Genomic DNA, 26,587 nt, shown 5'->3' on the forward strand with positions numbered 1-26,587 from the left:
GGGCGGCTGGCGTCCGAGGCGGCACGGCTCGCCGAGCGCGGGGTCGCGCCCGGCTGGCTGGGCGACCCGGCGTCCCTCAGCGACGCCGAGGCGGCGGACGCCGAGGTACGGCTGGTGACGTCCGTCGTGCGCGAGAGCCCCGACGCCGCGCCGCCGGTCGGCCGCTCGGCCCTGGCCGGAGCGGTCCGGCGGTCGCTGCGGGTGCTGGAGGAGCGGCATCCCGGGCACCTCGTCGAGGTGCGGGTGCCGCCGTTCGCGGCCGTGCAGATCGGGATCCCGGGCGTCAACTCCGTGCATCGCCGCGGCACGCCGCCCAACGTCGTCGAGACGGACGCCGCCACCTGGCTGCTGCTCGCCTCAGGCGACCTCACGTGGGCCGACGCGGTCGCGGCCCACCGCGTCTCAGCCAGCGGAGCGCATGCGCAGCTCGACGACCTGCTCCCCCTGCGATGACTCGGTCGCGGCGAACAAGACGCCGCCCGCCTCGCCGCTGAACGTCACCCCGGGCATCGCGAAGTCACGGGTGACCTCGTAGAAGCCGATCTCGCGGTGCAGGTCGATGGACGCCCGGTTGCCGGCGTTCGCGACGTAATAGACGGTCTGCTTGCGCCCCCACACCCACGCGCACCGCGCCCGCGTCAGCGCCCGCCCCACGCCCTGGCGACGCGCGGACGGATCGACCACGACCCCCGAGAGGTACCAGCCGTCGGGAGCGCGCCGGCCGCCGTCGGCCTGCGGGGTCAGCCACGACAGGCGGCCGTACCCGACCATGCGGTCGCCGGCGGTCGCCACGAAGAGCAGGTTGTCGGGGCCGATCACCCGTTCGAGGCGCTCGGCCCACACCGCCGGATCGCCGCCCTCGCGGAGCGCGGCCAGCCGCCCGCACCCGGCGATGTCGGCCGGCTCGCCCTCGCGAACCGAGACGTCGTCCAGCGGGACGCCGTGGGAGTCCGGGGCGTATTCGGCGAAGTAGAAGTTCACAGTGGGGCCACTGTGACACACGCGCCGCGGCGTCCGGACGCCGTCCCACGCCGTGTCCCGGGGGTGCACCCGACGCCGATTCGTGCCTGTTCGCGACACCCGTTCGGGGCCGGGCGCCGGACGCCGCGGACGGGGTGTCCGGCCCGACGGCGTCCCGTCTCCCGGACGCCCGCTCAGAGCGTCGGCAGCAGCTTGGACAGCTCCATGGGCGTGACCTGGCGCATGTACTCCTCGTACTCGGAGCGCTTGTTCCGCAGGACGAAGTCGAACACGTGCTCCCCGAGCGTGTCGGCGACGAGCTCGGAGTTCTCCATCGCCCGGACGGCCGCGTCGAGGTTCCTCGGCAGGGGCTTGATGCCGAGCGCCTGCCGCTGGCGGTCGGTGAGGGACCACACGTCGTCCTCAGCGGGCTCGGGCAGGGGCAACTCCTGCTCGATGCCCGACAGGCCGGCGGTCAGGATCAGCGCGAACGACAGGTACGGGTTCGCCGAGCTGTCCATCGAGCGCAACTCGACGCGGGCGGAACTCGGCTTGTTCGGCTTGTACATCGGGACGCGGACCATCGCCGAGCGGTTGTTCTGGCCCCAGCAGATGTAGGACGGCGCCTCGCCGCCGTACGCAAGGCGCTTGTAGCTGTTCACGAACGGGTTCGTCACCGCACTGATCTCGGGGGCGTGGTGCAGCAGGCCCGCGATGAAGTGCCGGCCGGTCTTGGAGAGCTGGTACTCCGACGAGGCGTCGTAGAAGGCGTTCGAGTCGCCCTCGAACAGCGACACGTGCGTGTGCATGCCCGAGCCGGGCGCGGTCGACAGCGGCTTCGGCATGAACGACGCGAAGAGGTTCTGCATGACCGCCACCTCTTTGATGACGACCCGAAACGTCATGATGTTGTCGGCCATGGACAAGGCGTCCGCGTAGCGCAGGTCGATCTCCTGCTGCCCGGGCCCGCCCTCGTGGTGGCTGAACTCGACCGAGATGCCCATCTGCTCGAGCATCGTGATCGCCTTGCGCCGGAAGTCGGTGCCGGCCATCGAGGTCGTGTGGTCGAAGTAGCCCGACGTGTCGACCGGCGTCGGCGACTCCCCCGGCACGATCGGCTGGTTGAACAGGTAGAACTCGATCTCGGGGTGCGTGTAGAACGTGAAGCCCATGTCGGCGGCCTTGCGCATCGCGCGCTTCAGCACGTACCGGGGGTCGGAGTACGACGGCGAGCCGTCGGGCAGGCGGATGTCGCAGAACATCCGCGCCGTGCCCTGCGTCGTGCCGCGCCACGGCAGCAACTGGAACGTCGCGGGGTCGGGATGAGCGACCATGTCCGCCTCGTACACCCGCGCGAACCCCTGGATCGCGGAGCCGTCGAAGCCGATGCCCTCGCTGAACGCGCCCTCCAGTTCGGCCGGCGCGATGGCGACCGACTTGAGATAACCCAGAACGTCGGTGAACCAGAGCCGAACAAAGCGGATGTCGCGCTCCTCCATGGAGCGCAAGACGAACTCGGTCTGCTTATCCATGAACCCATTCTTGTGGGCACGTGTTACACGCGGGTTACATTCGTCTTCCGCTCCTGACACCGTCTTGGTGAAGTCACAGGCTTCACTTCGACGCCGTGAAGCGGACGCCTTCCGCGGCGGCTTCCCAGTCGCACGGCTCTTGGCCGCCCTAATGAAGAAAAACGCTTCACTTCGCGAAAATGAAGCTATGCTCTACTCATGGCTTTCGTCGCCTCCAAGTGCGTCGCGCTCCTCGGCGACCTCGTCTCGTCACGCGCCGCCGCCGACCGGCGCGCGCTGCACGACGAGTTGGTCGCCGCCCTGGAGCTGCAGAACGCCGCGCTCACACCCCTGCACCCGCTGCGCGTCACGGTCGGCGACGAGTTCCAGGGCGTCTTCGCCACGCTCGGCGGCGCGCTCGGGGCGGCCTACGGCGTCCGGCTGGCGCTGGCGGAGGCGTCCGACGTGCGGTTCGGGTTCGGGCGGGGCCGCGTCGAAACGGTGGACGCCGCCGCCGGCATCCAGGACGGTTCGGCCTGGTGGGCGGCCCGCGACGCGATCGTCGCGGTGGAGGCGCTGGCCGGCCAGGCGGCGCAGGCGTCCCGTCGCATGCTCGTGCGGTCGGCCCCCGACGAGCCCTCCCCGGCCCCGGAATTGTCAGCCGCGCTCGCTAGCGTGGACGCCATGATGGCCCGGCTCGACCACCGTTCGCTCCGCATCCTGGCGGGGCTGCTGCGCGGCGTGACGCAGCGCGACCTCGCCGCGGCCGAGGGCGTGTCGGCGTCCGCGGTCTCGCAGCGGGTGCGGCGCGAGTCGCTCGAGGTGCTCGCCGGCGCGCTCACCGACCTGGGGAGGGCCGCGTGAGCTGGCTCGCGATGCTCGTGCTCGGCCTCGGGGTGGCCGATCTGGTGGGGGGCGCCGTCACGCGGGCGCGGTGGGCGCCGCAGGCGTCCGGGGCTGCGGCGATGGCGCTGGTCTTCGGGCTGGGTCACCTCTGGGCGGGGCCCGCGCCGGCGGCCGCCTGGCTGGCGCTGGCGGCGTGCCTGGCCTGCCTGCAGCTCTGGCGCACGCACGCCCCCCGGGCCGAGCTCGGCGTCGGCCACGCGCGGGCCGCGCTGGGCGCGGCCGGCGCGGCGGCGGTGCTGGTGCTGGCGGCGGCCGGGCTGGCCGGGCCGGTGGCGGGCCCGCTGGCCGGCTGGCTGGCCTGGCTCCAGGTGCCCGGCCTCGCCGGACGCGCGCCGACGACCGCGCTGGCCCTCGGGGCGTGGGGCCTCTTCCACCTCTCGTCGGCCAACCACGTCGTCCGGGCGGTGCTGGTCGCCGTGGGCGCGACGTCCACGCGCGGGGCGACGGGGGCGTCCGGGGGCACCCCGCTGGTCCGGCCGGCGCAGCGGCTGCGCGGGGGGCGGCTGCTGGGCCCGATGGAGCGCCTGCTCATCTTCGGGCTGACGCTCGCCGGCAACCTGGAGGCGGCGGCGCTCGTCATCGCGGCGAAGGGCCTGCTGCGCTTCCCCGAGCTGCAGGCGGTCGCGCGCAGCGAGACCCCGCTGGGGCAGCCGCCGTCGACGGTCGACGAGGTGACCGAGTACTTCCTGGTCGGCAGCTTCACGAGCTGGCTGATCGCCCTCGGCTCGACGCTGCTCGTCTGAGCCGGCCCGCTCAGCCGCCGAACGGCCCGACGCCGTCGCGGTCGTCGGCGGAGTCGCCCTCGTCGTCGTCGTGGTAGCGCGGGTCGTTGTCCCATTCCTCATTGCGCTCGGCGACCTTCTCCAGGGCGTGGGACGCCTCCTCGCGCGTGGCGTACGGCCCGAGCCGATCCTCGGCCTTGCAGCCGTCGCGGGCCTCCACGGCGTGATGCTTCAGGCAGTAGTACCACTCTGGGTCAGACATGCGGGCTCCTTCGCTCGAACGGCGCCGGCAACGGCGTCCGGACCCATCGAACTATGATCGGACGGTGACGATCAAGCCCTACCCCATCAGCCCGCGCCGGCCGGTCCCGGCGTCCATCCCGCGCCCCGACTACGTCGACAAGCGCGGCCCCGAGCGCTACCGGGGCCCGAACGTGCAGCCGCCCGAGATCATCGAGGCGATGCGCGAGTCAGGGCAGATCGCGCGCGCCGCCATGCTGGCCGCCGCCGACGCGATCGCGCCGGGCGTCACGACCGATGAGTTGGACGCCGTCGCGCACGAGTACATGTGCGACCACGGCGCCTACCCGAGCTCGCTCGGCTACCGGGGCTTCCCGAAGTCCATCTGCACGAGCGTCAACGAGGTCATCTGCCACGGCATCCCCGACGGCCGCCCGTTGGAGGACGGCGACATGGTCAAGATCGACGTCACCGCGTTCAAGAACGGCGTCCACGGCGACAACTGCGGGACGTTCTTCTGCGGCGAGCCCGACGAGGCGTCCAAACTGCTCGCCGAGCGCACGCGCGAGGCGATGAACCGCGGCATCAAGGCGGTGCGTCCGGGGCGGCAGATCAACGTGATCGGCCGGGTCATCGAGGCGTACGCGAAGCGGTTCGGCTACGGGGTCGTCCGCGACTACACGGGCCACGGCGTCCACACGGCGTTCCACTCGGGGCTGGTGATCCCGCACTACGACCAGCCGGCGTTCGACACGGTCATGGAGGTCGGCATGACCTTCACGATCGAGCCGATGCTGACCCTCGGCGACTACCACTCGCACGTGTGGGACGACGACTGGACCGTCGTCACCAACGACGGCTCCCGCTGCGCGCAGTGGGAGCAGACGATGGTCGTCACGCCCCGGGGTGCCGAGATCCTGACGACGGACGCCGCCTGACGAGGCGGACCGCCGACGGACTCGCCGCACCCGCGGCGTCCGTCGGCGCTTGTCAGCGCGGGAAGAGGGGACGAGCCAGCCTGTAAGCCGGATTCTGTGGCCCCCGAGGGGGTCGGCGACCATCCATCTGCGACGGCTGTTGCCAGCCGCCTTCGATCCACCGGCCGTGGGCCGGCGATGTCGTGCGACCTACCCGGACGCCTCGCGCGGGCTGCGCTCGGACGGCGTCCGCGGGCCCGAAGGCCCTTCTTGGTCTTGCTCCGGGTGGGGTTTACCGAGCCGCCCCCGTCGCCGGGGGCGCTGGTGGTCTCTTACACCACCGTTTCACCCTGACCCTGGCGGCCGGCGGTTGCCCGCCGCGTTCCAGGGCGGTCTGTTCTCTGTGGCACTGTCCCGCGGGTTGCCCCGGGTGGGCGTTACCCACCACCCTGCCCTGTGGAGTCCGGACTTTCCTCGACGCTCGCGCGCCGCGGCCGCCCGGCTGACTCGTCCAGCCGGACAGTCTACCCGCTGCCGGGCCTCAGTCGGTCTCGGTGACGTAGTCCCATGCCGCGGCGGCGTGCGACCCGGCCGGGTAGAACCGCAGCAGCCCCTCGCCCGCCGGCACGCTGCCGACGAGGCGTAGCTCCACGCGCTCCCCCGGTCGCACGACCCCGGGCATCGCCCGCCCGGACGTCGTCAGCCGCCGGATCCCACCCTGATGGTCGAGCACGTCGAACGTGGCGCGCCTCAGGTCGACGCTCCCGGACGCCTCCGACAAGGTCACCCCGAACGTCACCTCGACCCGCTCGGCGCCCACCTTCGTGCCCGGCGGGTACGAAGGGCCCTCCACGTCCACGCGGACGTGGCCCCCGTCCGTCCGGACGACCACCGGGCTGCCCGGATACGACATCGCCGGGGACGCCGTGCTCCCCGTCGCCGCGGCACCGGGCGTCGGCGACGGCAGGAACGTCGGCCAGTCCCCCAGCCCGTCGGCCGAGGACGCCGGCCGCGGCGTCCCCGTGCACCCGACCAGCATCAGGACGCCGCCCAGCGCGAGCGCGGCCAGTCGCGTCGTCACAGTGTCGATCACCCGTCGTCCCCTCCCGGACGGGGCCGGCCGACGGGGTCGCCCGCCGGCCGGCCGGGCCGTCACGCCGCCGCTCAGCGGCCGGCCCTCGTGAACACGTCGCGCCCGAACGGGCGCAGGCCCTCCTGGGCGGCGAAGCCCAGGTGGCCCTGCCCGTCCAGGCCGCCGCTGACGCTGCCGGCGGCGAGCGGGTCGTGGCGGTCGCCGCGCGCGACCTGGAAGAGGTCCTCCATCGTCCGCAGCCAGGAATAGTGGTTGTAGTTCGTCGTCGAGACGGTCCCGGGCTTGATCAGCGGGGAGATCAGCACCGAGCCGGTGATGCCGCCGCCGGGCGTCGGGTCCTGGGCGTCGAACGTGGCCAGCGGCGTCTGCCCGGTCGTCAGATGGCCGGGGATGCCGGTCGCCGAGAGGGTCACGCTCGTGACGGCCGCGGTCGTCCGGACGGGTCGGCCCGTGGCGTCCACCAGGCCGAACGAGGCGTTCGTCACCGGGTCGCCTGCCTTCGCCACCATGACGGGCCCGACGTTCGTGACCGACCCGATGTACGACCCGGCCGGGATGCCCGTGCCGGTGACGGCGCGGCCCAGGTCTTCGACCGTGACCGCGGCCGACGCCGCGGTCGCCCCGGACGCCGCCGACGCCTTGATCGTCGTCGCCGGCGCGAAGCTCGAGCTCGTGTTCTTCGCGCCGTGGACGCAGTTGCTCTGGTCGGCGTTCACCAGCGCCGTGTCCTCTTCGCACGAGGGCGGCCGCGTGATGTAGCCGTTGAAGCCGGGCCCGGGGAAGAGCTGGTTGCCGTACCGGTCGGTGCCGAGCGTCGAGTTGGGCCCGGTCGGGGCCCAGTCGACGTTGCGGCCGTTGATGTTCTGGCCGGCGGCGTCCGCGTTGATGTAGTTCTTCGCCATCGCGCCGGGCAGGGGGAACCGGTTGGCCGGGTAGGTGAGGTACCCCTGGGCCGTGCTCTGGATGCTCGGGTTCGTGTAGCGATAGATCTCGTGGCGGCGGGCCGCCCGGGCGACCGGCGTCTGGTCGGTCGCGTTGTTGAACGACATGTCCGTGAAGGGCGGGTTGGCCTCGTCGAACGTGATGTTGATGAGGCCACCGTCTTTGAAGGCGTCCGAGCGCTCGATGAGCGGGACGTAGTACTTCAAGAACAGGTCGGCCGCGTACAGCCCGCCGGTGTGATTCTTCGGCGGCGTGGACAGCGGCTTGGAGTAGTCCGGGTTGCCGTTCGCGTCGAACAGCCCGGAGAGGTTGTTGCCCTTGCAGGTCGAGTCGTGGGCGTCCGAGCAGTTGTTCGGGGTGATCCAGCTGAACGCGGGCACCTGGCCGGCGGGCTTCTTCAGGTCGGCGAGCAGCCCGCGGGCCGGGTCGTCGAGGTTGACGAGGTGGTCCGCGTCCGTGGCCGTGCCGCCGTCGGCGGGGGTGGTGAGAGCGTCGTTACCGGAGTTGTCGTCGCCGGTGAGCGCGTGGAACCAGGCGAACGGGAAGTGCTTCGCCACGTACTGGTCGTTCGCCTGAGCCCCGGTGAACGACGTGATGCCGAGGGCCTTGTCGGCGTCCGAGGGCGTCATCGACTTCGGGTTGCGCGTCGGGTCGTTCTCCCGGGTGCCCGGCGCGCCGCCGAGGGCGTCCTCGCGGCCCTGCTGGACGCGGAAGTCCTGCGCGTAGCCCTTCCACGCGTGGCCGGCGGCGTCCAGTTGGTTGAAGAGCGTCGGGACCTGCTTCGGGTACGTGCACCCGTTCTTGCCGTTCTTCGCATTGGCGCCCGCCAGCGACATCGCCTGACCGTAGTTGTCGGTGCGTCCGAACCGCTGGCCCGTGTGCTGGCGGACGATGCTGGCGTTGCTGCCGAAGTCGGTGTTCGCGACGCTGCAGTCCTCCTGCAGGTCGGTGGACGCCGCCTGGCCGGAGACCAGGGTGATGTAATTGTCCTGGCTGTAGTGCCCGGTGCCGTAATAGTTCTTGAGCAGCGCCCCCTGCGACGGGAGGGTCTTCCACAGGTAGCTGTTCTGGTTCAGGCCCGTGAACGTCGCGTCGTAGGACTTGTTCTCGAGAATGATGAGCCACACGTGCTTGATCTGGCCGGGGCGCAGGCCGGTGGCCGAGATCGTGTCGGCCCCATCCTGCGGCGCGACGGGCTGGGCGGTCGAGGGGGCCGCGGCCCCGAGCAGAGCGATGCAGGCGGCGGAAGCGGCCGCGACGCCCACACCACGCAGTGTTCTTCTCATAGCTCTCGTCTTATACCCATCGGTCACCCTGCGAGGTGACATCCGGGTGAACACTGCCCCAGCGATCGGACGCCTCCGGCCCGGCTGGCCACGCGGACGCCCCCGTGCGACGATGGGCACGAGCCCGACGCCGGGCTCCCGGACGAGGGGCAGCCGTACCCGGACCGCGACAAGACGGCGCGAAAGGAAACGTCATGTCGTGGCTCGTGCTCGTGCTGTCCGGCGTGCTGGAGGCCGTCTGGGCCACCGCGCTCGGCCGCTCGGAGGGCTTCAGCCGCCCCGTCCCCACCGTCGTGTTCGCCGTCGCGCTGCTCGGCAGCATGGCCGGCCTCGCCTACGCGATGCGGGAGTTGCCCACCGGAACCTCGTACGCGGTCTGGGTCGGCATCGGCGCGGCCCTGACCGTCGCCTTCGCGATGGCCACCGGGCAGGAGGCCGTCTCCGCGCTGAAGGTCCTGCTGCTGCTCGGCATCGTGGGCTGCGTGATCGGCCTCAAGCTGCTCCACTGACCGGACGCCGCGCCAGCCCGCGCACACGCGCCGGTTCGAGCGGGTCAGACCTGCTCGAACCGGACGACCCCGTCGACGACGTCGGCCGTCACCAGCCTGGCGGAGCACTCCTCGCCCAGGCGCAACTGGCGTCCGTCGACGCGGGCCTGAATCGCGGGTTCCTGCACCTGCATGCGCCCCTGGCCGCGGTCGGAGTCGAGGTCGAGCACCGTGCCGGTGAACGTCTCCCCGACGCGGGGACGCAGCACCAGCGCCTCCACGAGGTCGACGATGCCGCGTTCGTACTTCTTGGCGCGGCGGTCGGCGTCCGTCATCGTCTCGGGCAGGCCCGGCAGTTCTGCGCGCACCCAGCCCGGCACCTCGGAGCCGGCGCACAGCGCGACGCACACCTCGCCGGCGTACCGGTCGGCGAGCCGGCGCAGCGGGGCGGTGCAGTGGGCGTACGGCGTGGCCAGCGCGGCGTGCAGCGGCTGCTCGGGCGCCTCGCCGTCGAAGGGGGCGTACCCGGCGCCGCGGAACAGCGTCGTGCACGCGTTCAGCATCGCCGCGTGGGCGGGCACCGCCGGGTCGAGGCTTCGGACGAAGTCGGGGTAGCCCGTCGACGCCGGCCACGCGATGCGCAGCGCGCGGGCGGTGGCGCGCAGCCGCTCGACGTCGGCGTCCTTGGCCGGCGGCAGGGTCCGCAGCAGCCCGACGCGCCCCTGAAGCATCATGGCCGCCGCGACCATGCCGGTCATGAGCGAGATCTGGGCGTTCCAGCCCTCGACGGGCAGCGGCGTCCGGAACGCGAGTTCCCACACGTCGCCCGTCGCGTGCACCTCCTGCTCGGGCACGTTCAGGCTGACGCCGCCGCGCTCGATCTCGAGCCGTTCGCGCGCCTGCCCGACCTCGCGCAGCAGGCCCAGCATCGCGGACGCCGACCCGTCGTCCAGCGCCCGCTGGACGCCCGCGTAGCTCAGTTGCTCGGTGCTGCGGACGCGCGCCCGCGCGACGGTCGCGTGGGTGGTCGCGCCGGAGGCGTCCAGCGTCAGCTCCCAGACCAGCGCCGGCCGGACCTCGCCCGGCAGCAGGCTCGCCGCCCCCTCGGAGAGCACGGGCGGGTGCAGCGGCGTCCGCATCGTCGGGGCGTACAGCGTGACGCCGCGCCGGTGCGCCTCCGCGTCGATCGCGCCGCCGGGCGCGACGAACGCGGCCACGTCCGCGATCGCGTAGCGCACGAGGTAGCCCTCCCCCGACCGCTCCAGGTGGACGGCCTGGTCGAGGTCGCGCGCCCCCTCGGGGTCGATGGTGACGAAGGGCACGTCGGTGAGGTCGCGCTCGGGCAGCGCGACCCCGGACGCCGCCCGCTCCGCCTCCGCGACGACGTCGTCAGGGAAGGACGCCGGCACGGCCAGCGCCGTGCGCAGCTTCTCCACGCCCTCCCGGAGGTCGGCCGGCATCTCCTCGACGAGAATGTGGCGCGCGGGCACGGGTCAGCCCTGGTCGGCCGGGTTCTCGGGGTCGGCGAACGCCGGGTCGGGCAGCCCGTTCGTCGACTCGTTCGGACGCTCGCGCCCCGCGCGATCGTCGGTCTGCTTCGCCTCGGACGCCGGCCCGGACGCCTGCGGCCGGTGCGGGTTGGGCAGGTCGGAGGCCTGGTTCGACTCGCTCATCGTGGGTTCTCCTCTCGCGCCGGCGGACGCCCGCGCGTCACCCGCACTGTATCCGCCCAGGTCACAGGCCGGAATCGGGCGTCCTGACCAGAATCCGGTTGCACTCCTCGCAGCGCAGCACCTCATCGGGGGCGGCCGCGCGGTACGAGGCGAGGTCGGCGTGCGTCAGCTCCAGCTGGCACCCGCCGCACCGGCCCTGCCGCAGCGGCGCGGCGCCCAGCCCGCCGCTCTTCCCGGCGACCTTCGCGTAGAGGTCGAGCAGCGGCGTCGGGATGTCGCGGGCGATCACGTCGCGCTCTGTCGCCCGCTCGGCGAGCTCGGCGTCGATCGCGCCCACGGCGGCGTCCCGCTGCGCCAGCAGCTCGCGCAGCGTCACGTCGTCGGCGGCGCGGCGCTCGGTCAGCTCGGCCAGCTCGCCCTGGGACGCCTCCAGCCGCTCCATGACCTCGAGCTGCGCGTCCTCCAGGTCGCCGATGCGGCGGCCGAGGTGCTCGATCTCGTCGAGCATCGACCGCAGCGCGCGTGGGTCGGAGATCTCGCCGGCGTCCACCCGCTTCTGGTTCCGCTCGCGGCGCGCCTTCACCGGCTCGAGGTCCGACTCGGAGCGCGCCTGCTCCACCTCCAGGTCCGACACGCGCGTGCGGACGGCCACGACCTGCTCCGACAACGCCGAACGCTCCGCCTGTGCCGCCTTGATCTTCGCGGTCTCGGGCAGGGACGCCCGCCGGTGCTTGAGCTGCGCCACCGCCGTGTCGACGGCCTGCAGGTCGAGCAGCCGCAGTTGGGCGTCGGGGGCAGCCTTCATCGTGGTCTCCATTTCCAATCGGGCCAGACCTTGACCCGCCACTCTAGCGTCCCCGGTGATGCGCCCGGGCCGCCCACCAGGCAAGATGACCCCATGACAGACCTTTATCTGGTCCGGCACGGCGAGACCGAATGGAGCAAGTCCGGTCAACACACCTCCGTGACCGACCTTGAGCTCACCCCGCACGGGGTCGAGCAGGCCACCTCCCTGCGCTCCCGGCTCGACGCCTCGGAATTCGGCCTCATCCTCAGCAGCCCGCGGCGCCGCGCGCTGCACACGGCCGAGCTCGCCGGCTTCAGCGACCCCGAGATCACCGAGGATCTCGCCGAGTGGAACTACGGCGACTACGAGGGCCTCACCAGCCAGCAGATCCGGCAGCAGCATCACGGCTGGCGCATCTGGTTCAACGGGTGCCCGGGCGGGGAGTCCGCCGACGACGTCCGCGCCCGCCTCACGCGCATCGTCGCGCGCGTGCGGGCGTCCGGAGTCGACAAAGCGATCTGCTTCGGCCACGGCCACGCGTCCCGCGTGCTGGCGCTGTGCTGGCTCGACTTCCCGATCATCTTCGGCCAGAGCTTCCCGCTGCAGGTCGCGAGCGTGTCGATCATGGGCCGCGAGAAGGAGTCGTGGGCCGTCATCCGCTGGAACAGCTGACCGGCGTCGGGGTGGTCCCTTTCGCCCCTCGGGGTGGGCGGGACCACCGCGTTCTTTTCCCGTAGCCGCAGCGCGGTAGGGTGAGCGGGTATCGCACGAATCCGGCGGGCCGTCTTGGCGGGCCGCCGCGTCCAGGAATCAGGTTATCGATGGACGACAGGGCCAAACAGCCGAAGATCCCGAACCGCCAAATGCCCTTCTCGGACGCCTTCGTCGCGTTCATCCCCGAGGACTGGGCGCCCTACCCCGTCGACCTACCGGAGCAGCTTCCGGCCGCCCGGTTCGCCGCCGACCGGCGCGACAGCGTCAGCGCCGCGTTCCCCGGCGAGCGGATCGTCGTGCCGGCGGGGCCGCTCAAGACGCGGTCCAACGACACCGACTTCCGCTACCGGGCCCACACCGCGTTCGCGCATCTGACGGGCCTGGGCACCGACCGCGAGCCGGACGCCGTCCTCGTGCTCGAGCCCCGCGAGGGCGAGGGCCACGACGCCGCCCTGTACTTCAAGCCGCGGGCGCCACGCACCGACCCCGAGTTCTACGCGGACGCCCGCTACGGCGAGATGTGGGTCGGGCAGCGGGAGTCGCTGGAGGAGATGGCCGCGATCACCGGCATCGAGTGCCGGCCGCTGACCGACCTGCCGGCCGCCCTGACGACCGACGCGGGCGCGATCGCCACCCGCGTGGTGCGCGACGTCGACGACCGCCTCACCAGCCTGCTCGACGAGCTGCGGCGCACCAACGAGGTCACCTTCGACCCGTGCGAGGACGCGGAGTTGGCGACCATGCTCTCCGAGCTCCGCCTGATCAAGGACGACTTCGAGGTCGACGAGCTCCAGTCCGCCTGCGACGCCACGGCGGAGGCGTTCGAGGAGGTCGTCCGGCAGCTCCCGACGGCCGTCGAGCGCGGCCGCGGCGAGCGCTGGGTCGAGGGCATCTTCGGCTTGTACGCCCGCCACCGCGGCAACGCGGTCGGGTACGACACGATCGCGGCGTCCGGGGACCACGCGAACACGCTGCACTGGATCCGCAACGACGGCGACCTGCACCCCGGCGACCTGGTCCTCATCGACGCCGGCATCGAGAACGACACCCTCTACACCGCCGACATCACCCGGACGCTGCCGGTCGACGGCCGCTTCACGGCCGAGCAGCGACGCGTCTACGAGGCCGTCCTGGACGCCCAGCGCGCCGGCATCGCCGCGGCCCGGGCGGGCGCGACGTTCAGCGACGTCCACGACGCGGCGATCCGCGTGATCGCGACGTACCTGCGCGACTGGGGCATCCTGCCCGTCGACGTCGAGGAGTCCCTCGACCCGCTGCGCGGCGGCCAGCATCGCCGCTGGATGGTCCACGGGACGTCGCACCACCTGGGGATGGACGTCCACGACTGCGCCCAGGCTCGCAACGAGTACTACCGTCAGGGCACCCTGCGGCCCGGTATGGTCATCACGGTGGAGCCGGGGCTCTACTTCAAGTCCACCGACCTGCTCGTGCCGGAGGAGTTGCGCGGCATCGGCGTCCGCATTGAGGACGATGTCCTCATCACCGACGGCGACGCCCGCATCCTGTCGGACAAGCTGCCCCGCACGCCCGACGACGTCGAAGCCTGGATGGCAGCGCTGCTGCCCTGATCGAGAGGGGATGCGTCCCGTGAGCACGACCGCCTCCTCGACCGACCAGTCCGGCGTCCCCGAGCCGCCCGGCGGCGACGCTCACGGGCGGCCCGGCGGGCCCAGGCGTCCCGACGGCCCGGAGCGCGCCGAGCTGCGACGCGCCGCCTTCGACCCCGATACCGCGCCGGGCGTGAGTTGGCATTGGTACGCCGACGGCCGCGTCCAGCCGGAGACGGACTTCCGCCACGCCGTCGACAGCGCCCGCGCGGGCGCCGGCTACGTGTGGCTCGGCCTGCGCGACCCGAGCGAGCAGCTCATGGACGCCGTCGGGATGATGTTCGAGCTGCACGAGCTCGCCAGCGAGGACGTGGTCGAGGGCCACCAGCGCTCGAAGCTCGAGTCCTTCGACGACAACCTCTTCATGGTCATCTCGACCGTCGACTACGTCGAGCACGACAAGCTGACCGAGACGTCCGAGATCGTGTCGACCGGCGAGGTCATGGTGTTCCTCGGGCCGTGGTACATCATCACCGTGCGCAAGCGCGGGCGGCACGCGATGCGGCTGCTGCGCCGCGACTTCGAGACCGACCCCGACGAGATGGTGATGGGCCCCTGGCGCGTCCTCTACCGGGTGCTCGATCTCGTCATCGACGACTTCGCCCAGACGGCCGCCGAGATGGAGGAGGACGTCGAGGAGATCGAGGCGGCCGTCTTCGCCAAGGACGGGGAGCACGAGGTCGAGCGTCCCTACCAGCTGAAGCGGGAGCTGATCGAGTTCAAGCGACGGGTGTTCCCCCTGCAGGCGCCGCTGCAGGCGCTCCAGACGCGCCGGTACGCCGCCATCCCCGAGGACGCCCACGCCTACTTCCGCGAGCTCGCCGACCACCTCCAGGCCACCCGCGAAAGCGTCGCGTCGCTCGACGAGGTGCTCGGCACGATCCTGCAGGCCGCGCTCAACCGGACGTCGGTCTCCGACAACCAGGACATGCGCAAGATCTCCGCGGCCGTCGCGATCCTGGCCGTGCCGACCACGCTCGGCGCCATCTACGGCATGAACTTCGACAACATGCCCGAGCTGCACACGAAGAACGGCTACTTCGTCGTCATCGGGATCATGCTCGTCGGCATGGCCGCCGTCGCCTGGTACTTCCGGCGGCGGCACTGGCTCTGACGCCGCGTCCGGCGATACGAGCGGCGTCCGGCCTCGGCGTTCTCTACTGTGGGCGCGTGACTGAACTGACCAAAGTTGTTCTCGACGAGTCCGACATCCCGACGCACTGGTACAACATCGTCGCCGACTTCCCGACGCCTCCCCCGCCGGCGCTGAACCCGGCGACGCGCGAGCCGTTGCAGCCCGACGACCTCGCGGCGATCTTCCCGATGGGGCTGATCGAGCAGGAGGCGTCCGCGGAGCGCTGGATCGAGATCCCGGACGCCGTCCGCGAGGTGTACCGCCTGTGGCGGCCCTCCCCGCTGTACCGGGCCCGCCGCCTCGAGAAGGCCCTCGGGACGCCGGCGCGCATCTACTACAAGTACGAGGGCGCCTCGCCGGTCGGGTCGCACAAGACCAACTCGGCCATCCCGCAGGCCTACTACAACGCCCAGGCCGGACGCCGCCGCCTCACCACCGAGACCGGCGCCGGGCAGTGGGGCTCCGCGCTCGCGTTCGCGGCGGAGACGTTCGGCATGAAGTGCGACGTGTTCCAGGTGCGCAGCACCTACGAGGGCAAGCCGTACCGGCGGATGCTGATGCAGACGTTCGGGGCGTCCGTGACCCCGTCGCCGTCCGACACGACCGAGGCGGGCCGCGCGCTGCAGGCGCGCTTCCCCGACACGCCCGGATCGCTCGGCATGGCGATCTCCGAGGCGATCGAGGAGGCGGTGAAGGACCCGGAGGCGTCCTACTCGCTCGGCTCGGTGCTGAACCACGTGGCGCTGCACCAGACCGTCATCGGCCAGGAGGCCCTCAAGCAGTTGGACGCCTTCGGCGAGCGGCTGCCCGACCACCTGTTCGCCTGCGCGGGCGGCGGGTCGAACCTGGCGGGGATCTGCTTCCCGTTCCTGCGGGAGAACATCGTGAACGGCGCCGGGGTGCAGGTCACCGCGTGCGAGCCGGCCGCGGCACCGTCGCTCACCCAGGGCGAGTACCGCTACGACCACGGCGACGTCTCCGGCATGACGCCGCTGCTGAAGATGTACACGCTCGGGGCCGACTTCGTGCCGTCCCCCGTGCACGCGGGCGGCCTGCGCTACCACGGCATGGCCCCGCTCGTGTCGCACGCCTACCACGAGGGGCTCATCTCGGCGGTGGCGCTCGGCCAGGTGGAGGCGTTCCGCGCCGGCGTCCTGTTCAGCCGCACCGAGGGCATCGTCCCGGCGTCCGAATCGAACCACGCGATCGCCGGCGCGCTGCGCCAGGCGGAGAAGGCCAAGGAGACGGGCAGCGACGAGGTCATCCTCATCGGCGTCTCCGGGTCGGGCCAGCTCGACCTGCCGGCCTATGCCGACTACCTCGCCGGCACGATGGAGGACGCCTGAGAGGGCGTCCGGGGGGCGCTCCCGGCGGGGCGCGCCCCCTCGACGGGCGTCAGCTGTTGCTGTCGGGCTTGCTGTCGTCCGGACGCTGGTAGAGACGCTCGTCGCGCGCGTCGGCGTCCTGCTGGTCGCCCTCGGACGCCGGCCGCTCGCCCTGCTGCACGTCACCCGGCCGGCCCTGCGGCTGCTGGCCGTAGCCCTGTTGGGGCTGGGGCTGATAGCCCTGCTGGGGCTGCCCGTACCCCTGGCCGTAGGGCGGGTACCCCTGGCCGTAGCCCTGCTGGGGCTGCTGCCCATAGCCCTGTTGGGGTTGCTGGCCGTAGCCCTGCTGCCCGTACCCCTGCTGGGGCTGTTGGCCGTAGCCCTGCTGGCCGTACCCCTGCTGCTGACGCTTCGGGTCGAACGCGGCGGCGCGTCCCTGCTGCGACTGCGCGAGCAGGTTGCGCGCGTCGCCGGCGACCTTGTGCTCGCACAGCAGCTCGAAGCGGCTCGGGATCGTCTGGGTGATCGAGTTGAAGTCGCGCTTCCCGCCGGCCATCGAGTACCCGAGGGCGGCGAACGCGATGCCGATGAGCATGCCGATCATCAGGGCTGTCAGCAGCAGCATGACGAAGTTGCCGCCGGGGCTGACGAACATCATGATCAGGCCGACGATCAGGCCCGTCGAGATGCCCGACTGGACGCCCTGCAGCAGCACGGTCCCCCACGTGCGGCGCCCGGTGACCCGCTCGACGAGCTTCAGGTCGGTGCCGACGATCACCAGGTTGCCCACCGGGAAGTTCTGGTCGGCGAGATAGTCGACGGCGTGCTGCGCGTCCGCGTAGCTGTTGAAGATGCCCACCGACTGGGGGTACTCGAGTTGAAAGAGCGCCTGGCCCGCCGACAGCGGTGCGTTCTGCGTGCCGAAGCTCTGCGGCATGGTCATGTGGTTCCTCCCATTCCGGCGGCCTCGCCGCGGGCGAGAATCGCGGCGGCCAGCTTCAGCCCCGCCTCGTCCACCATCTCGTCGTCGACCACGATCGCGCCCGTCGCCCCGCCGGCGACGGTCGCGGCCTCGTGGTAGGCCTTCATGATGCGGGACGCCCGCGCGAAGTCGGCGGGGTCGGGCGAGTAGATCTCGTTGCCGGCCTCCACCTGCGTCGGGTGCAGCACCCACTTGCCGTCGTAGCCGAGCGCGGCGCTCGACCGCGCGGACGTCTTGAACCCCTCCAGATCCCGGACGCCCACGAACGGCCCGTCGATCGCCTGCAGCCCGTGGGCCCGCGCGGCGACCAGGATCTCCATCTGCGCGTGATGGAACGCGTCGGCGTGGTAGCCCTTCGGCTGCGTGCCCACGTTGAGGCCGCCCATGCCCATGGATGCCATGAAGTCGCCCGGCCCATAAACCAGCGTCTGCAGGCGCGGGCTGGACGCCGCGATCTCGTTCACGTGGACGAGCCCCACCGCGTCCTCGATCTGCGCCTCGATGCCGATGCGCCCCACAGGCAGCCCGGCGGCGTGCTCGACCTGCGACAGCAGCATGTCGAGCGCCTGGACGTGCGCGGCGGACTGCACCTTCGGCAGCAGCATGGCCGAGAAGTGGGCGCCGCCGCCCTCGACGAGCGCGATGACGTCGGCGTAGGTCCACGGCGTCGTCCAGTCGTTCACGCGGACGGTCACCAACGGCGCCTGGAACCCTGCCGGGTCGTTCAGCGCGTCGACGATGCGCTGGCGCGACTCGACCTTGACGGCGGGCGCCACCGCATCTTCCAGATCGAGAAACAACGCGTCGACCCCGAGGGTGCGCGCCTTGGCGATGAACCGGTCGGACGACCCCGGAACTGCCAGGACGGTCCGCCGGACGAACGATGTCGAACTCACAAAGCCACCCTAGTGCGCAGCGCCGAGCATCAGGCGTTGACGTGAAGACCGAGCTTGCGCCCGGCCAGGCCGCGCCGGCGCGTCGCGAGCCGCTCCGCCAGCCCGGCCAGCGCGACGGACGCGGGCCGCTGCGGCTGCACCGCGACCAGCGGGACGCCGTCGTCGCCGCCCGCCCTCAGCATGGGGTCGAGCGGCACCTGCGCCAGGACGGGGACGTCGTACCCGAGGCGCATCGTCAGCGCGTCGGAGACCTCGTCGCCGCCCCCGACGCCGAAGACGTCGACCTTGTGCTCGGTGTGGCAGTGCGGGCACTCGACCTCGAGGTAGGACATGTTCTCGACGATGCCCAACACCCGCTGGTCCATCATGGACGCCATCGTGCCGGCCCGCTCGGCCACCTCAGCGGCGGCCTGCTGCGGGGTCGTGACGACGATCACCTCCGCGTTCGGCAGCTTGCTGCCCAGGCTCATCGCGACGTCGCCCGTGCCGGGCGGCAGGTCGAGCAGCAGGAAGTCGAGGTCGCCCCAGTACACGTCGGAGAGGAGTTGGTGCAGCGCCTTGTCGAGGATCGGCCCGCGCCAGGCGATCACCTGGTCGCGCGACGACTTCAGCATGCCCATGGAGATGACCTTCAGGCCCATCGCCGGCACCGGCATGATCATGTCGTCGACGGCGGTCGGCGAGGCGTCCATCAGCCCCAGCATCTGGGGGATCGAGTGGCCGTAGATGTCGGCGTCCAACACGCCGACGCTCTTGCCCTGCTCGGCGAGCGCCATGGCCAGGTTCACCGTCACCGACGACTTGCCGACCCCGCCCTTGCCGGACGCGATCAACAGCACCTGGGTGAGGTTGTCGGGCCGGGCGAACGGGATCTCGCGCTCGGCGACGCCGCCGCGCAGCTTCTTCTTCATCTCGGCGCGCTGCTCGTCGGTCATGACGCCGATCTCGAGCTCGAGCCCGGTCAGCCCCTCGACGCGCTGCAGCGCGGAGCGGACGTCGTGCTCGATCGTGTTGGACAGCGGGCAGCCGGCGATCGTCAGCAACACCGTCACGCTGGCGACCCCGTTGTCGTCGACCTCCACCGAGTCGACCATGCCGAGCTCGGTGATCGGCTTGTGGATCTCGGGGTCGTTGACGGTGGCCAGCGCCTCGTGGACGGCCGGAAGCAGTGGATGGTCAGCAGGCATGCGCCCGAGTCTAGCCCTGCTTCCGGGAGCCCTCCCCCTGACGGTGGGCACCCTCCCGGCGCCGCTCGCGCCGGGAGTCGGACGCCGCCGGCCGCTGGGCGCGCTCGTCGTCCTCGCCCGCCTCCTCGCTGTCCTCGCCCTTCAACTCCTCGAGCAGGTCGCGCAGCTCGGAGCGCAGGAAGTCGCGCGTGGGCATGTCGTTCACGCGCATGCGCAGCGACGCGAGCTCGCGGGCGAGGAAGTCCATGTCGGCGCGCGACTGCGCGGACACCTCGCGGTCGTGCTCGAGGCTGACCCGGTCGCGGTCGTCCTGCCGGTTCTGCGCGAGCAGGATCAGCGGGGCCGCATAGGACGCCTGCAGCGACAGCACGAGCGTCAGGAAGATGAACGGGAACGGGTCGATCCGAGCGTTCTCCGGCGCCACCGCGTTGTAGACGAGCCAGACGACGATGAAGATCGTCATCCAGATCAGGAAGCGGGCCGTGCCCATGAACCGGGCGAAGCCCTCGGCGAACTCCCCGAACGTGTCGGCGGAGAACTTCAGCCGCGGCAGCCACTGCCGCTCGCGGCCGGGGGTGTTGAGGCGGGGCGGGTTCGCGCTAGGCATCGGCGGCCTCCCCTCGCCCGGCGAGCTGGGCGCCGCGCCAGTCGGCCGGCAGGATGTGGTCGAGCACATCGTCGACGGTCACCGCGCCGAGCAACCGCTGGTCGGAGTCGACGACCGGCGCGCACACCAGGTCGTAGGTCGCGAAGTAGCGGGCGACGTGGGCGACGTCGGCGTCGGGGGCCAGCGGCTCGATGTCGTTGTCGACGAGGTTCGCCGCCAGCAGCGACGGCGCCTCGCGCAGCAGCCGCTGAATGTGCACGGCCCCCAGGTACCGGCCGGTCGGCGTCTCGAGCGGCGGCCGGACGACCAGCGCGAGCGCGGCGAGCGCCGAGCTGATCTCCTCCTGCCGCATGAGCGCCAGCGCGTCCGCCACCGTCGCGTCGGGCGCGAGGATCACCGGCTCCGGCGTCATCAGGCCGCCCGCGGTCGCCGCGTCGTAGGTGAGCAGCGTCCGGACGTCCTCCGCGTCCTCCGGCTGCATCCGCCCCAGGATCGTCTCGGCGGTCTCGTCGTCGAGCTCGGCGATGAGGTCGGCCGCGTCGTCGGGATCCATCTCCTCCAGCACGTCGGCCGCGCGCTCGGTGTCGAGGGACGCGATGACCGACACCTGCTCGGCCTCCGGCAGCTCTTCGAGCGCCTCGGCGAGCACGTCGTCCTCCAGCGCCTGGACGACCTCGGCCCGCCGCTCGGGGCTCAGGTCGTGCAACTCGCGCGCCACGTCGGCCGGCTTCATGTCGGTCAGCCGCGCGATGAGCTGCTCGTTCTCCTGCCGCGACTCGATGAAGAAGTCGGGCACGTCTCGCCACGACACGATGACGACGTGCCCGCGCCCGAACGGACGCCGCGGCGACGGCTCCTTGAGCGCCACCTCGGACACCGCCCACTCGTGCGTGCGGGGCTGGTTGATCGCGACGTCGTAGATCGTGGCCAACTCGCTCGTGCCGACGCGGGCCACCTGCTTGTCGAACAGGTCGCCCACGACGAGCAGCTCCCCGTCGCGGCGCTCGAACCGGCGCGTGTTGATGACCCCCGAGATGATGATCTGCTGGGTGTCGATCGAGTGGACGCGCTCCATCGGCAGGAAGACCCGGCGGCGCGCGAACAGCTCGGCCACTAGGCCTTTGACGCGCGGAGGTCTCAGTTGGGTGCGGTTCTGCACGACGACGTCGCGGACCTTGCCGACCTGGTCACCACCCCGGTCGAGGATGGGCAGGCTCTGGATCCGCGAGACGAACACTGCCGACGACGATCCGCTCACGGATGGAGGGTAGCGCGCCCCCTGCGACAAGGGGCAAGTCTCAGGTCGCCTCGGGATCGAAGGCCACCGCGCGCAGGAACTCCGGGTCGCCGTTGCCGTCCGCGGCCGCCGGCTCGTCGCCGTCCGCGCCGTCGTCCGGCCGCGCGATGGACGCCGCCGTCGCCCCGGACGCCGTCGCCGACCGCAGGTCCTCGCGCGCGCCCGCGAAGTCGTCGCGGATCTCCCGCAGGTCGCTCACCTCGTCGGCGCTCAGCAGGTGCCGGGAGACGAACGTCTTCGGGTTCAGGTCGGCGAGGTGGATGTTGTCGAACTCCGGGCCCAGCTCGTCGCGGAGCTGGGCGCGGGCGTCCCCCCCGATCCGGCGCAGGTACGCGATGATCCGCGCCAGCTTGCGGGCCAGTTCGGGCAGCTTCTCCGGGCCGAAGATGATGATGGCGAGCGCCACCAGGATGATGAGCTCCGGTCCGTTGAAATCCATGCCGCGCCCCCGGCGTCGCCCTAGAGCCCCGCTTCGTCCAGCAGGGCCACGAACGCAGCCTGCTGCTCGGCCGAGGCAGCCTTCAGCGGACGCCGCAGCGTCTCGGTCGCCCACCCGCGCGCCGCCAGGCCCGCCTTCACGAGCATGCAGCCCTGGGTGGCGAACACGCCGGTGAACACCGGCAGCAGCCGCCGGTACAGCTCCAGCGCGGTGCCCGTGTCGCCCGCCGCGAACGCCTCCATCATCGGCTTCGCCAACACCCCGGTGAAGTGCGTGGACGTGCCCACGACGCCGACGCCGCCCACCGCCATCAGCGACAGCGTCATCGCGTCGTCGCCCGAGTAGAACGCCAGATCGGTCTCCGCCATCACGTGCGCCGACGTGACGGGCGAGCCCTTCGCGTCCTTCACCGCGACGACGTGGGGATGCTTCGCGACCTCGATCATGGTCGCCGGCTCGATCGGCGTGCCGGTTCGCCCCGGGATGTCGTAGAGCATGACCGGCAGGCTCGTCGCGTCGGCGACCATCGTGAAGTGCTCGACCAGCGCGTCCTGCGGAGGCTTGCTGTAATACGGGGTGACGACGAGCACGCCGTCGCACCCGGCCTCCTCGGCGTCGCGCGCACGGTCGATGGTCGCGGCGGTCTCGTTCGTGCCGACGCCGGCGACGATCTTGGCCCGGTCGCCGACCTCCGCCTTGACGGCCTGCAGCAGCGCGAGCTTTTCCGCATCGGTGGTCGTCGGCGACTCCCCCGTCGTTCCGTTGATGAGGAGCGCATCGTTGTGCTGCTCATCCACCAGGTAGGCCGCCAGCCGGCGCGCCTCGCCCACGTTGAGGCCGCCGTCGGCTTCGAAGGGGGTGACCATGGCCGTCATCAGGCGGCCGAAGGGAAGCTGAACCATGGGTCGCAGTCTAGGCCCTGGAGATGATGACCAGCGGGTCACCATCGCGAACCACGTCGCCCGCCTTGACCACGATCTCGCTCACCACGCCTGCCACGTCGGCGAGCACCGGGATCTCCATCTTCATCGATTCGAGCAGAACGACCTCGTCGGTCGCCTCCACCCGCTGGCCGACCTCGACGCCGACGCTCAGCACGTTGGCGACGATCTCGGCGGTAACGGTATGACTCATGAAACGACATCGTAGGGTGTTCCGATAGGCTGACCTTCGTGAATCCCACACCGAAGACATCCGCCGCGGGCCGCCAAGGCGGCACGGCTGCGGCTGCGGCGTCCAAGCAGTTCGCCGAGAATTTCGTCCCCGAGGGCGAGTTCGCCCAGCAGGCGCGGCGCTCCTCCGTCGAGTTGGGCCTCCCGGCCGTCTCTCCGGGCGCAGCCGCGACGCTGACGTTCCTGGCGCGCACGATCGACGCGCGGGCGGCGGTCGAGATCGGCACCGGCGCCGGCGTCTCCGGGCTCGCCCTGCTCGAGGGCATGAACCCCGAGGGCATCCTCACCTCCATCGACACCGAGAGCGACCATCAGGCCGCCGCCCGCAAGGTCTTCGCCGCGGCCGGCATCGTCAACCGGCGCGCCCGGCTCATCGCCGGCGCCGCGCTCGTCGTGCTGCCCAAGCTGTCGGACGCCGCGTACGACCTCGTCTTCGTCGACGGCGACGCGCTCGAGTCCGTGGAGTACGTCGCGCAGGCGTCCCGGCTGCTGCGCTCGGGCGGGCTCCTCGTGCTGAATCACGCGTTCGCGGGCGACACGATCGCCGACGCGTCGAACGAGGGCGACGAGACCGTGATCGTGCGCGAGGCCCTCGACGCCGTCACGCAGATGGACGAGTTCACCCCCCTGCTGCTGCCCGTGGGCGACGGCCTGCTCGTGGCCACGCGAGCCTGAGGCGTCCGACGCGCCGCGGCGTCCGGCGCCGCTGAACGATCGAAGGGCCCCGGCCGATCATCACTGATCGGCCGGGGCCCGACGTCGCTGACCGCGGGACGCCTACTGCGCCGTCACCCGGCCACCCTTCGCCACGACCGTGATGCCCGCCTCGGAGACGTAGAAGCCGCGCGCGAGATCGGCCTCGCGGCTGACGCCCACCTCCGCACCGTCTTCGACCACGACGTTCTTGTCGAGGATCGCGCGGCGCACGACCGCGTTGCGGCCGATCCGGACGTTGTGGAACAGGATCGACTCCTCGATCTTCGCCCACTTGTCGATGTTGACGTTCGGCGAGAGCACCGAGCGGTCGACGTCGCCGCCGGAGATGATGCAGCCGGCCGACACGATCGAATCCTCGGCGTTGCCGCGCAGCGTGAACTTCGCGCCCGGAAGCTGGGGCTGCAGCGTGAAGATCGGCCACTTGCGGTTGTACAGGTTGAACTCGGGCAGGACGCTCACCAGGTCCATGTGGGCCAGGTGGTAGGCGTCGATCGTGCCCACGTCACGCCAGTAGCTGTGATCCTTCTCCGTGGAGCCCGGCACATCGTTCTGCGTGAAGTCGTACACCTGGGCGCGCCCGCGCCCGACGAAGTAGGGCACCACGTTGCCGCCCATGTCGTGCTTGCTGTTCTCGTCGTCCGCGTCCTCGGTCAGGCACTTGACGAAGGCGTCCTTGGTGAAGATGTAGTTGCCCATGGACGCGAACGACTCCTCGGGGCTGTCGGGCAGCCCGGGCGGATCGGCCGGCTTCTCCAGGAACTGGATGATCTTGTTGGACGCGTCGGCGTCGATGATGCCGAACGCGGACGCCTCGGAGCGCGGAACCCGGATGCCTGCGACGGTGCAGTCGAGCCCGGAATCGATGTGCGCGGTGAGCATCGCCTCGACATCCATGCGGTAGATGTTGTCGGCGCCGAAAACCACGATGTAGTCGGGATCATCGTCGGTGATGAGGTTCAGCGACTGGTAGATCGCGTCGGCGCTGCCCTGGTACCACTGCTTGCCCGTACGCTGCTGCGCCGGCACGGACGTGACGTAGCTCCCGAGCAACGTCGACATGCGCCACGTCTGCGAGATGTGCCGGTCGAGCGAGTGGGACTTGTACTGGGTGAGCACCGCGATCTTCGTCAGATCACTGTTCGCCAGGTTGGACAGGACGAAGTCGATGAGGCGGTAGGTCCCCCCGAAGGGGACGGCCGGCTTGGCGCGGTCGGCGGTGAGCGGCATCAGGCGTTTACCCTCGCCACCGGCGAGCACCAACGACAAGACGTTGGGTCGATCAGTCATACCCTGAACCTAGGGTGTTTGGCGACCGGCCACAACGGAATCGCGATTTTTTCACCCCCTCTTCGGCCCCGCTTCATCGGACGGGTCCACCGCCGCGGGCCTTGCGAATTCTGCTGACCTGCGCGGGGTCCGTATGACACGATGCCCCGTATGCGCGTATCGATCCTGACTCGGGAATATCCCCCGTACATCTACGGCGGCGCCGGCGTTCACGTCGGGCAGCTCGTCCCCCAACTCCGCAAGTTCACCGACTCCGTCGACGTCCAGTGCATGGGTAAGGATCGCGAGGACGCGACCGCCCACTCCGAAGACTGGCCCGAGGGCGCGAACCCGGCCATCAGGACCATCGGCGCCGATGTGTCCATGGCCGCGGCGATCCCTGAGGTCGACGTCATTCACGGGCACACCTGGTACGTCTGCTTCGCCGGTCTGCTCGGCTCGGTCTACCAGGACGTGCCGCTGGTCGTGACCGCGCACTCCCTCGAGCCCGACCGCCCGTGGAAGGTCGAGCAGCTCGGGGGCGGCTACCACGTGTCGTCGTGGGCGGAGAAGACCGCGTACGAGCACGCGGACGCCGTCATCGCGGTCAGCGAGGCGATGGTGCCGGCGATCCGCAACGCCTACCCGAACGTCGATCCGGCGCGCATCCACGTGGTGAAGAACGGCATCGACCCCGAGGAGTTCAAGCCCGATCACGACACCGACGTCATCGAGGGCTTGGGCGTCGACCTGTCCAAGCCGATCGTCACGTTCGTGGGTCGCATCACGCGCCAAAAGGGCCTGGTCCACCTCGTCCGGGCGGCCCAGTTCCTCGACCCCGACACCCAGATCCTGCTGCTCGCGGGCGCGCCGGACACCCCGGAGATCGCCGCCGAGTTCGACAAGGCGTTCGGGGAGCTGAACCAGTCCCGCAGCGGCGTCACGTGGGTGCAGGAGATGCTGCCGCGGGCGTCCGTGCGTCAGGTGCTCACCCACTCGACCCTGTTCGCGTGCCCGTCGATCTACGAGCCGCTCGGCATCGTGAACCTCGAGGCGATGGCCTGCGAGATCCCGGTCGTCGCGAGCGCGGTGGGCGGCATCCCCGAGGTGGTCGTCGACGGCGAGACCGGCCTGCTGGTGCCCTACGACCCGGCCAAGGCCGACGACGCCGAGTTCATCGCGAACTTCGAGAAGACCTTCGCCGACAAGATCAACCAGATCACGCGCGACCGCGAACTCGCGGAGAAGATGGGCAAGGCCGGACGGCAGCGCTGCATCGACGAGTTCAGCTGGGAGAAGATCGCGCAGGAGACGGTTCAGGTCTACGAGGCGGCGATCCGCGCCCACGAGGAGAACAAGGCGAAGTGAGCCGCCGTCCCGGCGCCGGCGCCGGGACCCACCTCACGCGAGGAGGCCGCCGGCCCGGGCAACGTGCCCGGGCCGGCGGCCTTCGCGTCGTGGTGGTGCGGCGACGAAGCCGGCTAGCCGACGACGCCCTTGAGCGCCTCCAAGAGCGCCTCCGCCTCCTGCGCATTCATCTCGATCACGAGCCGACCGCCGCCCTCAGCCGGGATGCGCATCGCGATCACCCGAGATTCTTTGGCGACCTCGATCGGTCCGTCTCCAGTACGCGGCTTCATCGCTGCCATCGTTACCTCGATTCACGTGATTGCAGTAGTTTGCGCCCCCTAGTATCG

27 protein-coding genes, 1 other RNA gene, 2 pseudogenes and 1 riboswitch are annotated in these 26,587 nt (G+C 71.2%); of the genes and pseudogenes, 11 read left to right on the forward strand and 19 right to left on the reverse strand.

Translation table 11 applies throughout. From position 1 onward, the window contains the following. A partial coding sequence (locus WMJ97_RS02335; RefSeq protein WP_347347350.1) for a sterol carrier family protein occupies window positions 1–453 on the forward strand: 453 nt, incomplete at its 5' end. Here WMJ97_RS02335 and WMJ97_RS02340 read toward each other — a convergent pair. Beyond that, entirely contained in the window at window positions 403–1,050 is a 648-nt protein-coding gene (locus WMJ97_RS02340) for a GNAT family N-acetyltransferase (RefSeq protein WP_347347351.1), read from the reverse strand. The two genes, WMJ97_RS02335 and WMJ97_RS02340, sit on opposite strands and share 51 nt — an antisense overlap. A 104-nt stretch (window positions 1,051–1,154) precedes the next feature. Further along, window positions 1,155–2,492 (reverse strand): glutamine synthetase family protein, encoded by a 1,338-nt coding sequence (locus WMJ97_RS02345; RefSeq protein WP_347347352.1) that lies wholly within the window; start codon window positions 2,490–2,492, stop codon window positions 1,155–1,157. Window positions 2,493–2,690: 198 nt separating this feature from the next. On the opposite strand from WMJ97_RS02345, the gene WMJ97_RS02350 reads away from it, so the two are divergent. Both WMJ97_RS02350 and WMJ97_RS02355 read left to right on the forward strand, forming a co-directional pair. Further along, entirely contained in the window at window positions 2,691–3,335 is a 645-nt protein-coding gene (locus tag WMJ97_RS02350) for a SatD family protein (protein WP_347347353.1), read from the forward strand. Beyond that, on the forward strand, window positions 3,332–4,120 hold the full coding sequence (locus WMJ97_RS02355; RefSeq protein ID WP_347347354.1) for a hypothetical protein: 789 nt from the start codon (window positions 3,332–3,334) through the stop codon (window positions 4,118–4,120). Before WMJ97_RS02350 ends, WMJ97_RS02355 begins: the two co-directional genes overlap by 4 nt. 10 nt (window positions 4,121–4,130) lie before the next feature. Here WMJ97_RS02355 and WMJ97_RS02360 read toward each other — a convergent pair whose 3' ends face one another. After that, entirely contained in the window at window positions 4,131–4,361 is a 231-nt protein-coding gene (locus WMJ97_RS02360) for a hypothetical protein (RefSeq protein WP_347347355.1), read from the reverse strand. Window positions 4,362–4,431: 70 nt separating this feature from the next. On the opposite strand from WMJ97_RS02360, the gene map reads away from it, so the two are divergent. Next, the gene (map, locus tag WMJ97_RS02365) at window positions 4,432–5,277 is read left to right on the forward strand and encodes a type I methionyl aminopeptidase (protein WP_347347416.1); all 846 of its coding nucleotides are present in this window, start codon (window positions 4,432–4,434) and stop codon (window positions 5,275–5,277) included. 67 nt (window positions 5,278–5,344) lie between these two features. On the opposite strand, the gene rnpB is transcribed toward map, so the two are convergent. The 3 genes and pseudogenes from rnpB to WMJ97_RS02380 form a co-directional block, all read right to left on the reverse strand. Next, an RNA gene (rnpB, locus tag WMJ97_RS02370) (RNase P RNA component class A) lies at window positions 5,345–5,766 on the reverse strand. 31 nt (window positions 5,767–5,797) lie between these two features. Beyond that, the gene (locus WMJ97_RS02375; protein WP_347347356.1) at window positions 5,798–6,349 is read right to left on the reverse strand and encodes a hypothetical protein; all 552 of its coding nucleotides are present in this window, start codon (window positions 6,347–6,349) and stop codon (window positions 5,798–5,800) included. A gap of 86 nt (window positions 6,350–6,435) precedes the next feature. After that, a pseudogene (locus tag WMJ97_RS02380) lies at window positions 6,436–8,577 on the reverse strand (alkaline phosphatase family protein); the annotation flags it as partial. Between the two features lie 117 nt (window positions 8,578–8,694). Continuing rightward, window positions 8,695–8,761, forward strand: a riboswitch (guanidine-III (ykkC-III) riboswitch). A gap of 10 nt (window positions 8,762–8,771) precedes the next feature. Between WMJ97_RS02380 and WMJ97_RS02385 the strand changes: the two are divergent. Then, window positions 8,772–9,086: a multidrug efflux SMR transporter gene (locus WMJ97_RS02385; protein ID WP_347347357.1), complete on the forward strand. Its 315-nt coding sequence runs from the start codon at window positions 8,772–8,774 to the stop codon at window positions 9,084–9,086. 44 nt (window positions 9,087–9,130) lie between these two features. Here WMJ97_RS02385 and WMJ97_RS02390 read toward each other — a convergent pair whose 3' ends face one another. The 3 genes from WMJ97_RS02390 to WMJ97_RS02400 form a co-directional block, all read right to left on the reverse strand. Then, on the reverse strand, window positions 9,131–10,555 hold the full coding sequence (locus WMJ97_RS02390; protein ID WP_347347358.1) for an RNB domain-containing ribonuclease: 1,425 nt from the start codon (window positions 10,553–10,555) through the stop codon (window positions 9,131–9,133). Window positions 10,556–10,558: 3 nt separating this feature from the next. Then, window positions 10,559–10,738, reverse strand: coding sequence for a hypothetical protein (locus WMJ97_RS02395; protein WP_347347359.1), 180 nt, complete (start codon window positions 10,736–10,738; stop codon window positions 10,559–10,561). Between the two features lie 61 nt (window positions 10,739–10,799). After that, the gene (locus tag WMJ97_RS02400; RefSeq protein ID WP_347347360.1) at window positions 10,800–11,543 is read right to left on the reverse strand and encodes a C4-type zinc ribbon domain-containing protein; all 744 of its coding nucleotides are present in this window, start codon (window positions 11,541–11,543) and stop codon (window positions 10,800–10,802) included. A gap of 93 nt (window positions 11,544–11,636) precedes the next feature. On the opposite strand from WMJ97_RS02400, the gene WMJ97_RS02405 reads away from it, so the two are divergent. From WMJ97_RS02405 to WMJ97_RS02420, 4 genes are all read left to right on the forward strand, one after another. Beyond that, window positions 11,637–12,197, forward strand: a complete 561-nt coding sequence (locus WMJ97_RS02405) for a histidine phosphatase family protein (protein WP_347347361.1) — start codon at window positions 11,637–11,639, stop codon at window positions 12,195–12,197. 149 nt (window positions 12,198–12,346) lie between these two features. Beyond that, window positions 12,347–13,828 (forward strand): aminopeptidase P family protein, encoded by a 1,482-nt coding sequence (locus tag WMJ97_RS02410; RefSeq protein WP_347347362.1) that lies wholly within the window; start codon window positions 12,347–12,349, stop codon window positions 13,826–13,828. A gap of 19 nt (window positions 13,829–13,847) precedes the next feature. After that, window positions 13,848–14,981 (forward strand): magnesium and cobalt transport protein CorA, encoded by a 1,134-nt coding sequence (locus WMJ97_RS02415; RefSeq protein WP_347347363.1) that lies wholly within the window; start codon window positions 13,848–13,850, stop codon window positions 14,979–14,981. 56 nt (window positions 14,982–15,037) lie between these two features. Next, complete coding sequence (locus WMJ97_RS02420) at window positions 15,038–16,348, forward strand: TrpB-like pyridoxal phosphate-dependent enzyme (protein ID WP_347347364.1); 1,311 nt, start codon at window positions 15,038–15,040, stop codon at window positions 16,346–16,348. A 427-nt stretch (window positions 16,349–16,775) separates the two neighbouring features. On the opposite strand, the pseudogene WMJ97_RS02425 reads toward WMJ97_RS02420, so the two are convergent. The 8 genes and pseudogenes from WMJ97_RS02425 to WMJ97_RS02460 form a co-directional block, all read right to left on the reverse strand. Further along, window positions 16,776–17,264: pseudogene (locus tag WMJ97_RS02425) on the reverse strand (general stress protein); the annotation flags it as partial. 2 nt (window positions 17,265–17,266) lie between these two features. Further along, on the reverse strand, window positions 17,267–18,205 hold the full coding sequence (locus WMJ97_RS02430) for a CoA ester lyase (protein ID WP_347347365.1): 939 nt from the start codon (window positions 18,203–18,205) through the stop codon (window positions 17,267–17,269). A gap of 29 nt (window positions 18,206–18,234) precedes the next feature. Further along, entirely contained in the window at window positions 18,235–19,392 is a 1,158-nt protein-coding gene (locus WMJ97_RS02435) for a P-loop NTPase (RefSeq protein WP_347347366.1), read from the reverse strand. Window positions 19,393–19,402: 10 nt separating this feature from the next. After that, window positions 19,403–19,999 carry a DUF1003 domain-containing protein gene (locus tag WMJ97_RS02440; protein WP_347347367.1) on the reverse strand — a complete coding sequence of 199 codons (597 nt, stop codon included), beginning with the start codon at window positions 19,997–19,999 and terminating at the stop codon, window positions 19,403–19,405. Then, a complete protein-coding gene (locus WMJ97_RS02445; RefSeq protein WP_347347368.1) occupies window positions 19,992–21,257 on the reverse strand; it encodes a CBS domain-containing protein in 1,266 nt (421 codons plus the stop codon). Before WMJ97_RS02445 ends, WMJ97_RS02440 begins: the two co-directional genes overlap by 8 nt. A 40-nt stretch (window positions 21,258–21,297) precedes the next feature. Continuing rightward, complete coding sequence (locus WMJ97_RS02450) at window positions 21,298–21,735, reverse strand: twin-arginine translocase TatA/TatE family subunit (RefSeq protein ID WP_347347369.1); 438 nt, start codon at window positions 21,733–21,735, stop codon at window positions 21,298–21,300. Window positions 21,736–21,755: 20 nt separating this feature from the next. After that, window positions 21,756–22,637 (reverse strand): 4-hydroxy-tetrahydrodipicolinate synthase, encoded by an 882-nt coding sequence (gene dapA, locus WMJ97_RS02455; protein WP_347347370.1) that lies wholly within the window; start codon window positions 22,635–22,637, stop codon window positions 21,756–21,758. A 10-nt stretch (window positions 22,638–22,647) separates the two neighbouring features. Then, window positions 22,648–22,869, reverse strand: coding sequence for a biotin/lipoyl-binding carrier protein (locus WMJ97_RS02460; RefSeq protein ID WP_347347371.1), 222 nt, complete (start codon window positions 22,867–22,869; stop codon window positions 22,648–22,650). Window positions 22,870–22,907: 38 nt separating this feature from the next. On the opposite strand from WMJ97_RS02460, the gene WMJ97_RS02465 reads away from it, so the two are divergent. After that, on the forward strand, window positions 22,908–23,582 hold the full coding sequence (locus WMJ97_RS02465; RefSeq protein ID WP_347347372.1) for a class I SAM-dependent methyltransferase: 675 nt from the start codon (window positions 22,908–22,910) through the stop codon (window positions 23,580–23,582). A 102-nt stretch (window positions 23,583–23,684) separates the two neighbouring features. Here the strand turns inward: WMJ97_RS02465 and glgC are convergent, their stop codons facing one another. Continuing rightward, the gene (glgC, locus tag WMJ97_RS02470; protein WP_347347373.1) at window positions 23,685–24,911 is read right to left on the reverse strand and encodes a glucose-1-phosphate adenylyltransferase; all 1,227 of its coding nucleotides are present in this window, start codon (window positions 24,909–24,911) and stop codon (window positions 23,685–23,687) included. Window positions 24,912–25,061: 150 nt separating this feature from the next. Here glgC and glgA point away from each other — a divergent pair, with 150 nt between their 5' ends. After that, on the forward strand, window positions 25,062–26,258 hold the full coding sequence (gene glgA / locus WMJ97_RS02475) for a glycogen synthase (protein ID WP_347347374.1): 1,197 nt from the start codon (window positions 25,062–25,064) through the stop codon (window positions 26,256–26,258). 113 nt (window positions 26,259–26,371) lie between these two features. On the opposite strand, the gene WMJ97_RS02480 is transcribed toward glgA, so the two are convergent. Then, complete coding sequence (locus WMJ97_RS02480; RefSeq protein WP_347347375.1) at window positions 26,372–26,539, reverse strand: DUF3117 domain-containing protein; 168 nt, start codon at window positions 26,537–26,539, stop codon at window positions 26,372–26,374. Window positions 26,540–26,587 lie beyond the last annotated feature (48 nt).

Source organism: Nigerium sp. (assembly GCF_039811905.1).
GTDB lineage: Bacteria > Actinomycetota > Actinomycetes > Propionibacteriales > Propionibacteriaceae > Propioniciclava.

Excerpts from the sequence above, each read along its gene's own strand:
- WMJ97_RS02345 (WP_347347352.1), bottom strand. The coding sequence starts at position 2,492 with ATGGATAAGCAGACCGAGTTCGTCTTGCGCTCCATGGAGGAGCGCGAC.
- WMJ97_RS02350 (WP_347347353.1), top strand. The coding sequence starts at position 2,691 with ATGGCTTTCGTCGCCTCCAAGTGCGTCGCGCTCCTCGGCGACCTCGTC.
- WMJ97_RS02360 (WP_347347355.1), bottom strand. The coding sequence starts at position 4,361 with ATGTCTGACCCAGAGTGGTACTACTGCCTGAAGCATCACGCCGTGGAG.
- WMJ97_RS02385 (WP_347347357.1), top strand. The coding sequence starts at position 8,772 with ATGTCGTGGCTCGTGCTCGTGCTGTCCGGCGTGCTGGAGGCCGTCTGG.
- WMJ97_RS02395 (WP_347347359.1), bottom strand. The coding sequence starts at position 10,738 with ATGAGCGAGTCGAACCAGGCCTCCGACCTGCCCAACCCGCACCGGCCG.
- WMJ97_RS02400 (WP_347347360.1), bottom strand. The coding sequence starts at position 11,543 with ATGAAGGCTGCCCCCGACGCCCAACTGCGGCTGCTCGACCTGCAGGCC.
- WMJ97_RS02405 (WP_347347361.1), top strand. The coding sequence starts at position 11,637 with ATGACAGACCTTTATCTGGTCCGGCACGGCGAGACCGAATGGAGCAAG.
- WMJ97_RS02410 (WP_347347362.1), top strand. The coding sequence starts at position 12,347 with ATGGACGACAGGGCCAAACAGCCGAAGATCCCGAACCGCCAAATGCCC.
- WMJ97_RS02435 (WP_347347366.1), bottom strand. The coding sequence starts at position 19,392 with ATGCCTGCTGACCATCCACTGCTTCCGGCCGTCCACGAGGCGCTGGCC.
- WMJ97_RS02440 (WP_347347367.1), bottom strand. The coding sequence starts at position 19,999 with ATGCCTAGCGCGAACCCGCCCCGCCTCAACACCCCCGGCCGCGAGCGG.
- WMJ97_RS02450 (WP_347347369.1), bottom strand. The coding sequence starts at position 21,735 with ATGGATTTCAACGGACCGGAGCTCATCATCCTGGTGGCGCTCGCCATC.
- dapA (WP_347347370.1), bottom strand. The coding sequence starts at position 22,637 with ATGGTTCAGCTTCCCTTCGGCCGCCTGATGACGGCCATGGTCACCCCC.
- WMJ97_RS02460 (WP_347347371.1), bottom strand. The coding sequence starts at position 22,869 with ATGAGTCATACCGTTACCGCCGAGATCGTCGCCAACGTGCTGAGCGTC.
- glgC (WP_347347373.1), bottom strand. The coding sequence starts at position 24,911 with ATGACTGATCGACCCAACGTCTTGTCGTTGGTGCTCGCCGGTGGCGAG.
- glgA (WP_347347374.1), top strand. The coding sequence starts at position 25,062 with ATGCGCGTATCGATCCTGACTCGGGAATATCCCCCGTACATCTACGGC.
- WMJ97_RS02480 (WP_347347375.1), bottom strand. The coding sequence starts at position 26,539 with ATGGCAGCGATGAAGCCGCGTACTGGAGACGGACCGATCGAGGTCGCC.